The sequence below is a fragment of the Pseudomonas sp. B33.4 genome, assembly GCF_034555375.1.
Taxonomy (GTDB): Bacteria; Pseudomonadota; Gammaproteobacteria; order Pseudomonadales; family Pseudomonadaceae; genus Aquipseudomonas.
On the sequence record NZ_CP140706.1, the window covers coordinates 6,414,555 to 6,431,201 of the forward strand.

Here is a 16,647-nt window from a genome sequence, read left to right on the forward strand (position 1 = left end):
CTCAGGTCAGATCGCGCAGAGCGGCGTCGAGGGTTGGATAACGGAACGTGTAGCCAGCCTCGGTCAAACGCTGCGGCACCACGCGCTGACCGTCGAAAAACAGCTGCGCCATCTCCCCTGCCATTGCACGCACTGGCGCGGCGGGAATGTGGAACCACACCGGACGCTTGAGGACCTTGCCGGCCTGCTCGGCGAACGCGGCCTGACTGACCGTTTCCGGCGCGACCATGTTGTAGGTGCCGCGCAGACTGTCGTCGTTGAAAGCCCGCGCGATCACCTGAAGCACATCGTCGCGATGCACCCAGGTCATGATTTGTCGACCGTCGCCCATGCGCCCGCCGAAACCCAAGCGGAACGGCAGCAGCAACGGCGTCAACGCACCGCCCAAGCCAAAGACCACGCCAAGACGCAGCACCACCTGACGCACGCCAAACTCAGTGGCTGGTTGCGCGGCGGCTTCCCAACGCGCGCAGAGTTCGGCCATGAAACCGTCGCCCTTGCTGGCGTGTTCGTCGAGGCTTTCGCTGGCATCGCGTACGCCGTAGTAGCCGATGGCTGAGGCTTGAATCCACAGAGCTGGTTTGTGCTTGGTGTTCTTCAACCAGGTCATCAACGCTTCGGTGGTGCCGACTCGGCTGGCGAGCAGTTGCGCCTGACGCTTGGGAGTCCAGCGTGGGCCGGCGACGGGGGCGCCGGCGAGATTGATGATTACGTCGAAGGCTTCGTCGTGGCTGAGTTCGCTGAGCGAATGTACGCAGCGGACGCGGCCGTTGAATAGATTGGCCGCGTTCAACGGATCGCGTGTCAGGACGCTGACCGAGTGGCCCGCGTCGAGTAATTGATTGACCAAGGCTTCGCCGATAAAACCGGTGCCGCCGGTGATTAGCACTCTTTTGTAGGCGCCATCGGAAAACGGGTTGGATTGGCTCGGTGCCTTTACTGAAGGGGATTTTCGGCGGTCATGCCGATACAACCAGAACAGCGGCGGCAACAACACCAGCAACGCAAAACCGTCGAGCCATAGGTGCGACCAAACCTGCTGTTGCGCTGAAAGCCACATGTCCTGCGGCGCCCATAACAGGATGCCGGCGCTCAACCAGCCCCAGACTGCCGGAGTTTTCAAGCGATTGCCCAAGTGCACCAGCGCGAGCATGTACAACGAATAGCTTTGCAACGTCGCGCCGAACAGCGCAAGCCACCAGACCTGTTGTTCGTGGCCGGCGGCGGGCACCGGGTCGGCGCCCCAGAACGCGAGTTCGAGAACTTGCAGATAGCCGTTGAGTAAACCGGAATGCCCGGCCCAGGTCAGGGTGAGACCGGCGAGAATGTGCACGATTGCGGCGGCGTATAGCCAGAGCACTAACGCGGGGCGAAGGGAGTTCGAGGGGGCTGGCATTCCGTGTCCTGAGCGCATTCCTTGGGGGTGGGGAGTTTAAAGGAAAATCGCGGTCGTCAGACGCTCAAAAACTAAACGTTTTACCGGACGGATTCAGACTCAACGACTGCGAAAACGCATCAGACATGACCCGGCATTTCAGATGCAGTGACTGGCCTTGATCGGTGCTGCGCCTGTCGATCCCAATCGCCCCACGTTGAAGATGCCCAACTGATTACCTTTGTCAGCCGCCATCTGATAACAGGCTAACGCTCGGGACATATCCTTCGTTCCAAGCTCGCCACCTTCAAAGGTCGAGGCCAGATAATTCATCGCGTCTGTGGAACCCATGGTGATCGCCCGAATGACCTGCTCTTTCGCCTGCTGGGGATGGAGGCAAGGGCCGCTATAGTCGGTGGAATTTCCTGAACAAAGAAACGTGGCATAGGCCAACGCGCCACTCGGTATTTTCGAGGCTGCTTTGAACAGCGCCTCAACCTTCGGGGTTTCCAACTGAGACGCCATTTGCGAAAGGCTTAGGCTTGCCGCCGACAGGCTCGCCTGTGCGTCACCCGACTCTGCAGCACACACAAAATTTTCCAGCGACGCTTCAATCAACTCCACAGTCAGCGGGTATTGCTCAAGAAACCCCAGCCCACCTAGCGCTTCGGCACGCTGATAACAGAAGTTCTCGGCGCGGCTCATTCCCGGGTTCTCTGTTGCGACAAGATCCTTCTCACTGATCGACCAATCCTCAATCCCCTCAAGCACCCAGCACGCCTGACGAGAGAAGTTGAAGATTTTTACATTGCTGTTACCTGCCCTCTTATCCACCACATTGACGTGACTGTCATCGACCTCTTCGATTTCGACTCCAGGTGTCTTGCCGGGCGTGATTGCAGCCATCAGCGGGTAGGTGAACGTAGTTCCACTGACACCCGAAGTCGAAGGCTCAAAGGTACTTCGATCCTTTCCCGCCACCGGTTTCAACACTAGCGACTTGACCGTCATTGCGGTAAGACGGCGTTGTGATTCGCTGTTGGCGGAAAACGCTGTCAGGAACGGCGCGAACTCCTCCGAGGGGCAAGCGTCGCTGGTGGGAGCCGTCGAAGCGCTCTTATCGGATGCAAGCGCAGGGACAATCTTGTCCAGATACGCCGAGCGCTCGCGACTCATTCTAGCGATACACGAGTTAACGGCGAACACATGCGCCGGCATCCCAGTCTCGATCTCGAACGCCTCCAAAGGGCAGTTCGCATCGCGCAATTTCAACCACGCACGTTGCGACTCCTTGACCTTCGCCGCGTACTCCGCGCCCAACGCGGGATCGGCTCGATAGTCAGACTCAAGCCGTGCCATCAACTGCTTGTAGCTGACGTTCAACTGCGCATCAGCAGCCTTCTTCGCCGCCTCCGAACAGGGCACCATTTCCAGGCTTGAGGTGACATGGCTGCAGTCATCCTGCGCATAGGCCGCTGAAACCGGCAGTAGCACGGCCAGCAGGGTAAAAACAAAACGTTTCACGGGGTTCTTCCTTGAGTCATTCAGGCTTTGCGTTTGGTGAGTCGGGTGATGCATTGCTTCGGGATGTTCATTTCCCAGTAAGTGCTGAGCAACGCTTTACGCTTTTTGTCGACGCGCAGGTTAACGAAGCCATCGCCGCAGTCCGGCTGCAACTCTTCGAAGGTGCCGGTTTTGACTTGGTAAATGAACACCCGGTAGTAGTGGTAAGTGCCCATGCCGTCATCGAGTTGCCAGACCGCGAAATCCTGGGCGCCGTCGAAATTGAAATCGTCGAACTGCAGATAGAGTTCGTTTTCGGCTTCAAAATCGATTGTTCGCGACTCGCTGTGCGTTTCGCTTTTAACCGCGATGTTCAGCTTGGAGCCTTCGAGAACCAGCGTCGCGTCGACGCCTTTGGTTGGACTGAACGTGGTGGTTTGGGCTAACGCTGGGATCGTCCACATCAGGCCGAGCAGTGATACCGCAAGAGTTTTGAATTGCATGTACTCGCCCTACTCCCACTTGCATCCGGACTCCAGAGAGGAGTCGATGCTGGTGTTATTTCCGAAATGAAAAACCTTGCCGTTAGACCTCTTCGTGTAAGACATCGAGACGATGTGCGTCCCTTGAGACACGAACTGATAGGTTCCCGTGACGTTGCCGTTGATGACTTCAGACCAGGTTGTGGTGCTCTGCCAAGGCGCATCGGGACTGAGCATCTCGCCCTCGTAATCCGTCAGCACAATGGAAATGGGTTCGCTGGACTTGGCGTACTTGACGAAGCCACCGGACCATTTGCTGGCTTCGTCGTAGTAGGTACGGAGTTCGAACTTTACCGGGCTCGATTGGGATAGTTCGAAGCAAAGTGATTCGGTGGTGACTGCGCTTTGAGCGCCTAAAGGAAATAGCGCAAAAAAGAGAAAGAAAAGTTTGTTCATGCTCATCCAAGTCGACGCTTTCGCGCGAATGCTCTGGCTTGTCCGTTTCAACGTCTGCTCTTGTCCGGTGCCAAAGCCAATTGGCGAGCACGCTCTATCGTCGCGCGAATTAGGCAGGCATCGGACCACTCACCGAAAACTGATTTATGCAATTTCGGGTCGGCCTGGCACTCCGCATCTCGAAATTTCATCCAAGCTCTTTGAGTTTCCCTCAGTGCTTTCTGACCGCTTTCGTCCAGCCGACTCATACGATCCCGATATACAGAATTCAGCAATGCATCCGCGTCAGGAACCATCAGATCAAGAACACCATTTCCCGAGGGAAACCACTCAACGTCCGCCAATGCCTGTTCGCTCTCATTGTTCCAATTGTAGAGGCCGTTTTCTTCGATCTTCAGTGTGGCGGATCGCTGATGGTGATTCGTCGGATCGCTCTCGCTGACCTCCGAGCGATAAACAATTTCCAAATAGATAGGGTCGGTTGTGCGCTGAGGATCATTCAATAGCGTTTGCCGAACAATGGCCCGTTGCTTTTTGCTCTCCGTGATCTCTATCGAAAAGCACGGATCCGGCCCAGGACGCTCTGCGGACGCTTTCCTCTCCAGGCATTGATTACGAACCGCAATGGAAGGGGTATCCGAACCACCACCCACATCAACCACTCTGACAAGCAACCGGACTTCCGGGTCTTTGGAAAAGTCGGCCTGAAGGATGGTGGCAATCATCGTGCCCTCAGCCATGACCACAGGCGACAGTATTGAAACTAAAAAAATGAGGCTGAATCGGAAAATCTGCATTCCTTGGCGTCCGTAAAAAAATTCAGTGATCCGTTCAATTCTGAACGGGCTCGCGACAGAAGACAGAGTCAGAACCGACAAACGGGCCAGATCTATTTAAGTTCTCAACCAAATTCAAAGCGATCGAACGCAAAAAATAAATCCGTCCCCTTTAACACTAGAAAGTAGCCTGCTCTCATTCCCTCTGGTTATTCGCCACTTTAATCCGCCGTCTTTAATTTTCCGCTACTTAACACTACACTTCGGCCCACTTAGCGCCTCACCTTCAATCTTAAAGCTGCATACTTCAACGACATCTGGACCTTCAGTCAGAGGCATAAGCTTCAAAGTGAGCGAAAGACCTTCATTTGAAAATTCCCCACGGTCCAAAATAACTTCAGAAAAGTCATCACTAAAACTTTTTCCTGAGACATTACAGAATTTTTTTGAATTACTTGCAGCACCTCCTCCACCCGGCACGAGAATCTGTACCATAATGCATGGACTAGATAAAGTTTGATAGTAACGAACCAACTTGCCTGCGACCATAGCTGTATCTGCCTTGTATACATCTACAGCTGTTTTTTTCTCATCTGTAGCAAATACACAGCAGGAGAAAGCCAAAGCCATAAATAGAAAAATATTTTTCAATTTCCACCTCATAAATAGTTTTTACGTGCAGCGAATCTGGCAGCAGGCACTCCTGGCCAATTGCTTTCGAGAGACATAACAGTCTTCAATTCTGCTTTATTACTCTCAACAAACGGCCGCTGAACAATTTCTCTTGTCGTCGGCTTATAATCGCCACGATAAATCAAGTCAACAATCATGTCTTGGATCTTAACATCAACAGCATCCCAATTCAGCGTGCCATAGTGACCGACATTGAAAGGCTGTTGAGAAATCGTCACAACTTTATTTTTCATTATTTCATAGACAGAAACAAACAGCTTATATTGTTGCTTTCGCGTAATGAATGTCTTCCGGATTTCAGGGCTAGCATTATTAAGATAATCTCTTGCGGCATTACCGCTTAGACCTTTTGCTCCAACCAACCAACTCAATAATGGTTCTGGAACACCTACGGCAGTGAGATCGCTCATTGGATCCGATTTTTGCCCAAGGTCATATCCTCTCCCAATCGTAATTCCGGATGCTCCGCCTGGCCAATGTGCTTTTCTACTAAAATACATGTGTAAAGAATTCGACGAATCCTCTATGTCATTTCCTTCCACATCAAAAGTAAGTTGTCCCTTCTCAACCTTTAGCCACTTCAGATCATTATCATCCTCCATCGCGAGGAAGTTTGAAACGAAACCTATAGGGTGAAAATGATAAATCAACCCCGTTCCTGCCGGGGTCTTATCAGCCAACTTATCCCAAAAAACGTATGAATCTATCCTTTCTTTTTCATGTTTTAGTAATTTTTCAGAACCTTCTAGAAGAGTGTCTAATCTCTTCCATTTCTCTGATTTTGTATCATCCTTCCACTCCGTAGGATGGTGTGCCACTAATTTTGACCAGTGCTGCCTTGTCTCCGTACTTTTCAATGCGTCAGCGAGTTCAGATGGTTCAACCTTTCCGTCATGGTTTTTGTCTATTTTCTTCAAGAGGTCTTTAAAAAACTGGGGCATATCATCAGGATCGAGGAAACCGTCGGAGGCTGAGTTGCTTTCCTCTACAAGCTGAAAACCCATTTTCGTCCAATCGTGTGGAGTGATAACTTTTGCATCAGATTTTTTGACCAACCCAGAGACCGGCTGATCTTCATCATTTACGGATAGCTCATACCAATCCTCATTGCCTTCCTTGACAACCGGCACCTTACCTAGGTCAATAGCGTGTTCTTCTTTTAAAGGTTCACTTGTTCCAGTAGCAGGCATTTTTTTCTTAAGTTGAGCACCTTTCGGCAGATGCAAATACTGACGCCCGACTTTTAATGCAGCTACATTATCTAGAAAATCTTTCACCTCAGCCTGAGTTGTAAATATCTCGATATGAACTTGAAATTTACTATCGGTAAGGCCGTTTTCAGTTACTAGATTTTCAGTTTTACCCAAATAGCCAATAGGGTCACCAGCCTTGATTCCGACACTGGTCGTCACAACATCAAAATTTGTAGGAGTGAGTGATTCCCATTGCGTGTACTGACTATCTTTCTCACTTTCGATAATCGCCCAAAAATTACTTGGGGCAGCTCCATTATCGTTCCAGATGCTGGCAACTACTGGAACGCAGGGCGCCATACGCCGCAGCTTGTTACCAACCACCAAATTCAGTACATCTTTGCTATCGAACTCAATGACACTACCTACTGTAATCTCTCGATTATTTTCGATGCGTGCACCTGCAGGTTGTCCGTTAGCAAGGTTCGTTGGCGCGCCGTACATAGCTAAACGCTGGGTAGTTTTAGCCTTTACCTTGCCTTGCCAATATTTTGGCCTAGCACGCTCGGGTATCGCATCTGCAACCCAAATAGCCTTGTGGCTGGAGTTTTGATATGGCTCATCATTCTTTAAATATGCAAACCAAACTTCTTGCCCTACGTCGCGGACTTTAGTTGACCCATGTTTTACGCTACCGAAAAGGATTTTCCCCTTAGCATAAGTAACATCCTCAACTGATCTTTTTTCCAGAATTTCAAGCTTGGTGTGCTTCGCCAATTTTCCCGGATATGGAAAGTTATTCGACGCAGGAAAATCATCATACGCCTTGAAATCTTTTACAGTCATCGTCACTATCGGGTTCGGCTTTTCATTCTCCGCTAACGGATAGTGCTTATAAGGCAAAAGATGCATATATAGGCTATAAAAAATCAGACCGTTCTGCTTTCCTTTATTAGGTCCATCTTCTGGGTTTGGCGCCGATTTGTATTCATGTCGCACCAAACAGAAGGAACTAGAATAATCCAGGTTTTTCGCCGTTTCTCCTGTACCAAACGTCGACTTTAGATAATCCTCGTTGAGGCGGTAGGCCACCACCTCGCCATCGGCCATGCAGCGAATCGGTTCATTCAAAATGCATTGGGGAGCGCTGGCATTGCTGATGTGAATGCCACCGTGCCAGAACTTGTTGCTGCCCAGCAAATAATGCCCGGCACTCTCGTTTTCGAGAGCCTTGTAAATCTCATCCGCATCAGAAAACTGCTTACCGTCAGCTTTTCTGACTGGATATTGGAAGCTCATCAGCGGAGTTAGGCCTGCCGGTGCAGGGGCCGGCGCAGGATTAGGTGCGGGTGCTGGTTGAGCGCCTCTGAACTGGGGCCTCGGGCGTAAAAACTTTTCAGGCATTGGCCAGTAACCACTGCCCACCCCATATTTGGCAGATTTCGGTCCGTTTGAAGACTGTGAACCGAAGAAATTCCCCCGATCTCGAACAGGCGATCCGGAGATGTCTTCGATGACCCCAGTGTGCCCATGAAAGTTTATCCACAGCGCAATATCGCCAGGCTGTACTTCCGCGAGTGGGATCACATCAAAATAAGTAGTGTCGGTATTTAACCCTGATGTTGTGAGGTAAGGGATCGTATATCCAGCATCCTTAAGCATTCGATACAGAAGCCCGGAGCAGTCAATTTCCTTCTTGCCATTGTTATCATGGTCAGTCTCGCCCTTGAAAGGGCCATACTCATAACCAGTGCGATATTGCTGCCTTTGCTCAAGTAGTCCTGTGCTCATCAAAAGCTTCCTGCTTCAATACATTGAATAGAGTTATCGCTGACGACGCCTCGGGCTGCCAAGCGCTCAACCAACGCGGTAGCCGTGTTAGGATCGGTTTTCTGGATCTTCCGGTAACACGCCATCGCGCGAGGCAAGTCAGCAGCTACGAGGGCTCCCGCTTCGTACACTTCGCCTAATCGAATCAGTGCGTTAGTCGAACCTAGGCGGGCGGCACGCTCCAATGTCGCTATTGATTCTTTGGGGTTAATACAACCGTGATTTTCGTCGTACTCACCCTCATCGCAATAAAAATCTGCGAGAGTCAAGCCGGCATCCGGAACTCGTTCTGAAGCTTGAATCAATAACGCCAGGATTCTGAAATTCTCCAAGCGTGGCGCTTGCCCAGAAAGACTGATTCCCGCAGCAGCAAATGCTGCTTGCGCCGAACCCTTCTGGGCACCATCTAAATAACTATCCAATGCCGCAGCGTATAAAGAGATACCTGATGCTGGAGACGCCTTATTGACCAGTCTGTCAAATATGACGCCTTTTTTGAGTTCTAGCTCACCTGGCGTTAGTTTCTCAGACTGAGTGATCTCTTCCATGACCGCATCGATTGCCCAGTTCTCCACTCGATTCAGAGCCCAGCAATCACTGTGTTTGAAAAGAAAAATCTTCAAAAGATGGCCCGCCTCATCTCGGACGACCACCCTGTCAGGCACCTTGGTTTCAATAGTGAGACCCAATTTGGCAGCATTTTCCGGAAGCAGCACCTTCAACTCATCGGCGGAAATCGAGCCCAAGCTCCGTTCGACAACCTTCGGTATTTTCCCATCAGCTATCACGTGAACATGCTTCACAGGAGACGCAATAAAGGCTTTCTGTATCTCTGGCTCAGATGAAAAGGCTTTGACGAAATCACCAAAATTGCCGCTTGGGCATTCGGCGGTGCTGGACGAAGAAGCAAAGGCCCCCGAAGTCATCCCCCAGCACAACAAAACAATCGAAAACCACTTCATCTGCCTTACGTACCTGTTTGTTGTCATCACGACACTCATCACTCAGAAAACACAAAAAAAGCCTTGGGCTTAACCTTCTCAGGCGGCGCATTCAACAACGCCTGATCCATCAAACTCCCCGCCTTATCCTTATCCGCCGCCCCCGGCAGCACCGGTGGTTTAATCCCGATGCCAGTCCCCAATCCCGCAGAACCACCCGCATTGATCTTGATCACCGGCCCAACCACCGTCACCCCACCGCCATCGAGCTTGATAAAGCTCCCACCCCCAAGGATGGTCAGCTCTGTCCCAGCCTCAATAACAATCTTGTCCCCAGCCTTGAGGTGAATCTCTTTCCCCACACTCGTCAGCTGCGCAGTCCCCAGCTTCACATGCTGGTTCTGCCCCACCGTCAGGTGATCATCCAGCTTCGCTTCAACCTTGCGATCGGAGATCGTGGTGCGGTGCTCTTCAGCCTTCAGCTCGGTGTAGGTGTTTTTCACCACCGTGTCATGACGTTCATTCCCGACCCGAATCTTCTGATCGTGCTCTACGTTTTCATCCCAATCCCGCTGCGCATGAATGTAGATCTGCTCCGCACCTTTCTTGTCTTCGATGCGCAGTTCGTTATACCCACCGCCCCCCGGTGAGCTAAGCGTTTTGAACACGCTGCGAGTCTTGTTCGCCGGCAGTGCGTACGGCACCGGGTTTTCCTTGTGGTACAGGCAGCCGGTGACGAGGGGTTGGTCGGGGTCGCCTTCGAGGAAGGTGACGAGGACTTCCATGCCGATGCGCGGGATGCTGATGGCGCCGTAGCGGTCGCCGGCCCAGGAGCTGGAGACGCGCAGCCAGCAGCTGGTTTTGTCGTCGGCCTGGCCTTCGCGGTCCCAGTGGAACTGGACTTTGATGCGGCCGTATGGGTCGCAGTGGATTTCTTCGCCTTTGGGGCCGGTGACCATGGCGGTCTGGCTGCCGAGTACGCGGGGTTTCGGGTGTTCGAGGGCCGGGCGGTAGAACACGTCCCACGGGGTGGCGAGGAAGGTGTTGCGGTAGCCCTGGTGGAAGTCGTCCTTGTTGTCGGTGGTGTCGCTGGTCACGCCTTCTTCGAGGACTTGCGGCTGCTTGCCTTCGTGGAAGAGTTCGGTGAGCAGCCACAGGTCGTTCCACTCGCTGCGCGGGTGGTCGGACATTTCCATGAAGTGGCCGCTGACCAGTTTGGTCTGGTCGCCACGGCCTTCGGCCTGGCGGTAGTCGGCGCGGTGGCGTTCGAGGGCGCGCTGGCTGAGGAACTTGCCACGGGCGCGATCGATGAAGCGGCCCGGGTAGTCGTAATCTTCCAGATCCGGCTCCGTGCTTTCACCGTCCGGCTTATACGCAGCTTCCATTTGGAGGCGCGGTTTTTCGAAGTCGTAGTCGCGGCGTGTGATGCGGCTGGTGCGGGTTTCCAGGCGCAGCTTGAAGCCTTTGATCACCGGTTCTTCGGCGACCATGCCGCTGCCCTGCACGTACGCAGTTGGCTGACCGAGTTTGCGGAACACAGTCTGGTCGTCGCCGAACACCAGCAGGTGGCCTTTGTCGCTGTGCTGGAAGTGGTAGTGAATCCCCTCCTCCTCGCACAGGCGCTGGACGAAGTGCAGGTCGGTTTCGTCGTATTGCACGCAGTAGTCGCGATCCGGGCACGGCTGGCTGAGCTGGAAGCTGTAGGCGTTGCCCTTGATGCCGTGTTCTTCGAGGATCAGCGCGATGATTTTCGGCGCCGACATCTGCTGGTAGATGCGCTGGTTGGTGCGGTGATGCAGGTATTGCAGTTGCGGCACCATCGACACTTTGTAGCGGGTCAGGCGCTTGCCCGCATCGCCTTGGGCGACGCGGTAGATCTGGCCGTGGATGCCCGAGCCTTGTGGATCGAATGCGAGAAACGCCTGCTTATGCAGGAGCTGTTCGAGGTCCAGATCCGGGTTTTCGCTGACCAATTCCAAGTCGAAACGATACGGCTGGCTGATGCCTTCGGTGCCGGTGAACGACAGCACTTGCAGGTCGCCGACGTAGTCTTCGACCTTGAGGCTGAAGTGGGTTTCGTTAGCTGGGTTGAACATAAAGTGCTCCCTGTTCGAATGTCATCCGTTACGCCCGAAGTCGCAGACGTTGCAGCCAGGACGAAGTGGCGCCCAAGGCGTCACGCAATTGTTGGGCAGTGATGGTGCGTTCTGCCGGGTCGAAGCTCAGCGCGGTTCGCAGCGCTGGCCAGCCGTGTTTCGGTAAGTTCGCCGGTGCTTGCAGTTCGCGCTCCAGGTGCTCGTCGCGGGCCTGGGTCGAGGGCAAGCGGCGGAACGGGTGTTTGCCGCCCGCCAGTTCATAGATCACGCAGGCCACGCCGTACACGTCCGCGCTGGCCGACAATGGTTGGCCCTCAAGCAGTTCGGGGGCGGCGTAGCCCGGGGTCCAGGCGTTGAAGCGTTCCCGGCTCAGATGCGGCAGGCCGGGCAACACGCCCTCCTCTGCCTGACCGAGGCCGAAGTCAAAGAGGCGCAAGCCGTCTTCGCTGAGCATGACGTTGCTCGGTTTCATGTCACCGTGCAGCACGCCGCGACCGTGGGCGTAGGCCAGCGTGTCGAGCAGCGGCAGGACGATGTCGCGCAGTTCTTGCCACGGCAGGCCGAGGGGCCGCTCGCAGAGCAATTTGTCCAGGGTCAGGCCACGCATGTATTCCATGGTGATGAAGGCCCGCTGGCAGTCGGTGTCGACTTCAAAGGTGTGCGCACGCACGACGTTGTCGTGGCGCAGGCGTCGGGTCAGGGCGAACTCGCTGTAGAGCAAGGCACTGGCGTCCGGCGATTCGGCAAATTCTTCGCTGAGGATTTTCAGCGCAATGTAAGGGTCGGGATCGCCGAACTGTTCGTGCAGCAGATCCCGCGCCCGGTAAACGGCGCCCATGCCACCGGCCCCGAGCAGACGCTCGAGGTGGTAGCGACCGGCGAGTACATCCGGCAGTGCACCGATGCTGGCCTTGGTCGGCGCCAGCAAAGGTGCTGCTTTGTTTTCCTTGGCGAAGGCGAAGTAGGTCAGGTTGTTGGCCTGTTCTTCGCTCATCAGCAAGTCGTCGACTGAGGATTCGATTTCAGTCATTGGCGGATCACCACGGCTGTCAGGTTGTCGCGCGCGGCGCCACGCAGGGCGCCGTCGAACAAACGTTCCAGCGCCACGTGCGGCGCGCTGAGGCTGAGGGCGTTGCCGAGGGCATCGCTGCTCAGGCCCTGATACAAACCATCGCTGCAGAGCAAAAACGCATCGCCCGGATAGACCTCGAGTTCGAGGACATCCAGGGTCAGTTGTTCGGCGGCGCCGACGGCTCGGGTCAAGGCCTGAGCTGCCGGGTGTGCCGCCGCTTGTTCGACGCTCATTTGCTGTTCGTCGATCAGTTGCTGTTGCAGCGAATGGTCCTTGGACAGCTGATACAACCGCTGCCCACGCCACATGTAGCAACGGCTGTCGCCGGCCCAGATGCAGGCCGCGCGATTGCCTTCCACCAGCAGCGCCACGACGGTGCTGCCCATGATGCTGTCGTGACGTCCGGCAGTGACCGTCAACTCCTGCCCCAAACGCCGGTTCAACCAGTGCAGGCACTGGCGAATGGCTTTGAGGCGTTCGTCGAAGTCCTCGTGTTGCGGCAGTTCAGCCAGGCTGGCGACGATCAACTGGCTGGCGATGTCGCCACCCTGATGACCGCCCATGCCGTCCGCGACCACCCACAGCCCCTGCTGTGGCGAGTCGAGAAAGGCATCTTCGTTGCGCGCCCGCACCTTGCCCGGGTCGGTACGCGCCGCGCTGCGCCAGGCACTGGCCACCAGCATCAGAGCTGCACCGGCATACGGAAGGTGCGCAGTACGCCCATGTCGAACGGGTTCGGCGTGCGCTGGCTGGTCAGCAGGTAGTTGGCGCGCAGGCCACCTACGTCGGCTTTCAGCACCAGCACGTCGCGACCGGTCAGGTACTCGGTCTGCATCAGGTCGAACAGACGGAACAGCGACCATGGGCCGGAGTTCTTCTCGATGCCGATCGGGCGCCCGGCCATTTTGTCCATGACCAGACTGGTGCGACCGTCTTCAGCATCGGTCGGCCATTTGAACGACATTGGCAGGATCGGACCGTGGCGATATTCCATGGTCTTGTCGCCGAACTTGAACTCGGAACGGCTGACCGCCGGGTCGAGGGTGTACGGCTCCAGTTTGAACTGCACGGTCGGCTCGGCCGGGTTGATCGAGAAGAAGCTCTGACGAATCGTCAGCGCGGCGGCCATCTGATCGAGATAGACCTTGGACACCGGCAGGCTGTGACCGTCGACGCTGCGCATGCGGTAGTTGCCCGGATCGCCGCTGACGAACGGACGCAGGTAGCTGTCGAAGAAACGGTCGACGGTGCCTTGAGCGCGGAAGAACTCACGGAAATCGCTGATCGCCACGTCGCTGGTGCTGCTGGCGCTGAACGGATAACGCTTGCTGATGGTTTTGCCATACACGCTGTACAGCTCGTTCTGATAACGGCCGTTCAGGTACTGGTAAGCATCGTTAAGCACCAGACGCCACGAGTCTTCGGCCAGCACGTTGAACCACACGCTAAGCGGACGCGGCAGACGGCCGGAGGCATTGCGCAGGTTGGTCAGCGCATCACGCTGGCCGCTCATGCGGGTTTTCGCCATTTCGAACGCGGCTTGTTCCGGTGTGCTGGAACGGGCCAGACCAGCCAGTTGCAGTTGCAGGTCGTTGAGCGCGCTCAGTGCCGGAGTCAGGTCCGCCGCCGGGCCGTTGTTGTCATCGAGCAAGCGATGCAGCGGTTCGAAGCGGCGTTGCAGCGACTTCTTCGCGGTGTCCGGCAGGGTCTTCGCCACGTTTAGGGCCGAAGCCTTGTCCGCTGCGGCGGCGGCAAGTTTGCCAACCTTACCCAGTTTGCCTTTCTGCCCGGCCAGCGCATCAGCAGCGTCGCCAGCTTCTTCGACAGGATCTGCAGCGGCCTGGAAGCGGGTGTTCTCACGCACTTCGGTGAGCAATGCCAGCACCGGCGAATTCGCCGAGGTCAGGCCCGCCAGTTGCTCGGCGCCTTCACCGGCGTCGCTGATCGGCGGCAGGGCAACCTGGCCAACGGCTTCGCTCCAGTAGTTGGCGTAGTCGCGGAAGTACAGCTGCTCCAGCTCGACCATCAGGCGACGCAAGTCCATGTCGCTGATGCCTGCGCCTTCGCCCAGCACCCAGTTGTCACGCAGGATGTCGGTGACCAGCGCCGAACCCTGTACCGAGAAATACTGCTGATAACCGGTTTGCGTGTAGAAACCCGGGATCACGTATTCGGTGCCGATAAACAGCGAGCCTTGTGGGCCGAGGTGTTGGCTGAAACGGTAGTCCGGCAGGTTGCGCGCTTGCTCGCGGAGCATGCGGTAAACCACGGTGGCCAGCGATTCACTGCGCAAGACCTGACGCGCCTGGGTCACCAACTGCTCGTTCAGCGGGTAGATAAACGGCTGCTTCAGCAAACGCTCCAGATGCGCGCTCAAACCGTTTTGCACCGCGGTGTTGCCGGTGTAGCGCGTCGACCAGTCAGTGGCGACCCAGTCCTTGAGCCATGCGGCATCGCGACGGTCCTTCATGTTCAGCATCAGGTACGCGCGCAGGCTGTTGAGCAGGCGGTCGCGGTCCTTCATGTTGGCGCGGATCTGCCCTTCGAGCATGGTCGCAACCCGTGGCAGCAGCTGCTTTTCAAGCTCGCGCTCGTAAGCCTCTTTGACCACTGGATTGACGTCTTCGCCCTGATACAGACCGCCACGTTCGTGGTACGAAACGTCGCCCTTCTTCGGGAACACCTGGGTCGCGGCGTAGCTGCTGTCGAGGGTTTTCAGCACGCCCATCGCATCATCACGCGGCGACAATGCCGTGCGTTGCTGCGTCCAGTTCTGCGCCAGATTGCGCAGGTTTTCCAGGCGCTCGTAGTTGGCCGAGAAACCGCCCGCCCAGAGCATGCCGAACAGTGCCAGTGCCGCCAGTGCGCCGACGTACAGCGCACGCTGGCCCCAATGAATACGGCTGCGTTCACGCTTGTCCAGACCGGCCAAGTCGGATTCAGGGAAAATCACCTGGCTGAACAAGTGGTGGATGAACCGTGAACGACCGCTGCGCAGGGTCGGCAGCACGCCGGCACTCATGCCGAGGCTGGCGCCGATGCCGGCGGTGGTCGCATCCATCTCTTGAGTCAGGTGCGGTGCGCTGGTCAGGTAGAAACCGCGCAGTTGCGTGGCACGCTGATAACGGTTGCCAGTGAACGCCATGTCGACGAACAGGCACAGGCGCTCGCCGATCTGCCCCAGTTGATGCGGGAAGTCGAGGATGCGGCCACGGCGCTGAGTGTCGCGCTCGGAGTGCATGCGCATGATCACTTGGCTGTTGAGGCGCCGCAGCAGTTCTTCGAACTCGTTGCGCAGCACAGCGACATCGGTGCCGACCTGATCCTTGCGGAAACTGGTGCCGAGCACTTGATCGCTTTCTTCGCGGGTCAGTTGATCGAAGAACTCGTCGAAGCCGAGCAGCTTGTCAGCCTTGCTCAGGACCAGATAGACCGGCACGTCGACGTGCAGTTTCTGATGCACGTCTTGCAGACGGCCGCGAATCTGGCGCGCGAGGGTGTCGATGTCCTGCTCACTGCCACCGAGCAGGGTTTCCACCGGAATGGTCACCAGCACGCCGTTCAACGGACGCCCGCGACGGCGCTTGCGCAGCAGCTCCAGCAATGTCGTCCAGGCGCCGCCGTCGACTTCCACATCCGGTTGCGTGGTGTAACGCCCGGCGGTGTCGATCAGCACACCGTGGTCGGCGAAGTACCAGTCGCAATGACGGGTACCGAGGGTGTCGCGGGTCAGCTTGCGGTCGATCTTGTTGATCGGGAATTCCAGACCGGAAAAGTCCAGCAGACTGGTTTTGCCCGAGGCCTGCGGACCGATCAGCAGGTACCACGGCAAGTCACTGCGCCAGCGCTCGCTGCGGCCGCGATACAGACTCGAGGTCTTCAGGGTTTTCAGCGCGTCTTTGAAGCGCGCCTTCAACTCCTTCTGTTCTTCGTCGATCAGCTCTTCGCGGCGAATGCGGTCCTGACCGTCCTCGCTTTCTTCCTCGGCTTTCTTGCGGATACCGCTGCGCCAGCTGACGAAGACCATGGTCAGGCCCCAGATCAGGAACAGCACAGCGATGGTCAGCAAACGCGAGGTCGAGCTCTCCCAGAACTTGTAATCATCAACCGCCAACAACGGGCCGACGAACCACACCAGCAGCGCCACAAACAGCACCAGCAGCAAGGTCCAGACCCAGGTCTGGCGCAGGAAGGCGCCGACTTTCTTGAAAAACTTTTTCATCACACGTC

The 16,647-nt window shown here is 55.8% G+C and carries 12 protein-coding genes; all 12 read right to left on the bottom strand.

The genetic code is table 11. The features are described 5' to 3' along the window. Position 1: 1 nt before the first annotated feature. Positions 2-1,396, bottom strand: a complete 1,395-nt coding sequence (locus U6037_RS28550; RefSeq protein ID WP_322845272.1) for a TIGR01777 family oxidoreductase — start codon at positions 1,394-1,396, stop codon at positions 2-4. 138 nt (positions 1,397-1,534) lie between these two features. Then, positions 1,535-2,899: a lysozyme inhibitor LprI family protein gene (locus tag U6037_RS28555; protein WP_322845273.1), complete on the bottom strand. Its 1,365-nt coding sequence runs from the start codon at positions 2,897-2,899 to the stop codon at positions 1,535-1,537. Between the two features lie 20 nt (positions 2,900-2,919). Continuing rightward, positions 2,920-3,381, bottom strand: coding sequence for an XAC2610-related protein (locus tag U6037_RS28560; RefSeq protein WP_322845274.1), 462 nt, complete (start codon positions 3,379-3,381; stop codon positions 2,920-2,922). A gap of 9 nt (positions 3,382-3,390) precedes the next feature. After that, positions 3,391-3,816 carry a hypothetical protein gene (locus U6037_RS28565; RefSeq protein WP_322845275.1) on the bottom strand — a complete coding sequence of 142 codons (426 nt, stop codon included), beginning with the start codon at positions 3,814-3,816 and terminating at the stop codon, positions 3,391-3,393. Positions 3,817-3,863: 47 nt separating this feature from the next. Then, positions 3,864-4,613 carry a lysozyme inhibitor LprI family protein gene (locus U6037_RS28570; RefSeq protein WP_322845276.1) on the bottom strand — a complete coding sequence of 250 codons (750 nt, stop codon included), beginning with the start codon at positions 4,611-4,613 and terminating at the stop codon, positions 3,864-3,866. 225 nt (positions 4,614-4,838) lie between these two features. Beyond that, the gene (locus U6037_RS28575; protein ID WP_322845277.1) at positions 4,839-5,243 is read right to left on the bottom strand and encodes a hypothetical protein; all 405 of its coding nucleotides are present in this window, start codon (positions 5,241-5,243) and stop codon (positions 4,839-4,841) included. Positions 5,244-5,251: 8 nt separating this feature from the next. Further along, the gene (locus U6037_RS28580) at positions 5,252-8,269 is read right to left on the bottom strand and encodes a pesticin C-terminus-like muramidase (RefSeq protein WP_322845278.1); all 3,018 of its coding nucleotides are present in this window, start codon (positions 8,267-8,269) and stop codon (positions 5,252-5,254) included. Next, the gene (locus U6037_RS28585) at positions 8,269-9,270 is read right to left on the bottom strand and encodes a sel1 repeat family protein (protein WP_322845279.1); all 1,002 of its coding nucleotides are present in this window, start codon (positions 9,268-9,270) and stop codon (positions 8,269-8,271) included. The genes U6037_RS28580 and U6037_RS28585 overlap by 1 nt, the downstream gene beginning before the upstream one ends. Positions 9,271-9,308: 38 nt before the next feature. Further along, positions 9,309-11,345: a type VI secretion system tip protein VgrG gene (locus U6037_RS28590; RefSeq protein ID WP_322845280.1), complete on the bottom strand. Its 2,037-nt coding sequence runs from the start codon at positions 11,343-11,345 to the stop codon at positions 9,309-9,311. 28 nt (positions 11,346-11,373) lie between these two features. Beyond that, positions 11,374-12,375, bottom strand: coding sequence for a serine/threonine-protein kinase (locus U6037_RS28595; protein ID WP_322845281.1), 1,002 nt, complete (start codon positions 12,373-12,375; stop codon positions 11,374-11,376). Next, positions 12,372-13,100, bottom strand: a complete 729-nt coding sequence (locus U6037_RS28600) for a PP2C family protein-serine/threonine phosphatase (RefSeq protein ID WP_038359322.1) — start codon at positions 13,098-13,100, stop codon at positions 12,372-12,374. Before U6037_RS28600 ends, U6037_RS28595 begins: the two co-directional genes overlap by 4 nt. Continuing rightward, the gene (tssM, locus tag U6037_RS28605; RefSeq protein WP_322845282.1) at positions 13,100-16,639 is read right to left on the bottom strand and encodes a type VI secretion system membrane subunit TssM; all 3,540 of its coding nucleotides are present in this window, start codon (positions 16,637-16,639) and stop codon (positions 13,100-13,102) included. The genes U6037_RS28600 and tssM overlap by 1 nt, the downstream gene beginning before the upstream one ends. Positions 16,640-16,647: the final 8 nt, after the last annotated feature.

Bases quoted from the DNA above. Each gene is read 5' to 3' on its own strand.
- U6037_RS28550 (WP_322845272.1), bottom strand. From the start codon at position 1,396: ATGCCAGCCCCCTCGAACTCCCTTCGCCCCGCGTTAGTGCTCTGGCTA.
- U6037_RS28560 (WP_322845274.1), bottom strand. From the start codon at position 3,381: ATGCAATTCAAAACTCTTGCGGTATCACTGCTCGGCCTGATGTGGACG.
- U6037_RS28565 (WP_322845275.1), bottom strand. From the start codon at position 3,816: ATGAACAAACTTTTCTTTCTCTTTTTTGCGCTATTTCCTTTAGGCGCT.
- U6037_RS28570 (WP_322845276.1), bottom strand. From the start codon at position 4,613: ATGCAGATTTTCCGATTCAGCCTCATTTTTTTAGTTTCAATACTGTCG.
- U6037_RS28580 (WP_322845278.1), bottom strand. From the start codon at position 8,269: ATGAGCACAGGACTACTTGAGCAAAGGCAGCAATATCGCACTGGTTAT.
- U6037_RS28585 (WP_322845279.1), bottom strand. From the start codon at position 9,270: ATGAAGTGGTTTTCGATTGTTTTGTTGTGCTGGGGGATGACTTCGGGG.
- U6037_RS28590 (WP_322845280.1), bottom strand. From the start codon at position 11,345: ATGTTCAACCCAGCTAACGAAACCCACTTCAGCCTCAAGGTCGAAGAC.
- U6037_RS28595 (WP_322845281.1), bottom strand. From the start codon at position 12,375: ATGACTGAAATCGAATCCTCAGTCGACGACTTGCTGATGAGCGAAGAA.
- U6037_RS28600 (WP_038359322.1), bottom strand. From the start codon at position 13,100: ATGCTGGTGGCCAGTGCCTGGCGCAGCGCGGCGCGTACCGACCCGGGC.
- tssM (WP_322845282.1), bottom strand. From the start codon at position 16,639: ATGAAAAAGTTTTTCAAGAAAGTCGGCGCCTTCCTGCGCCAGACCTGG.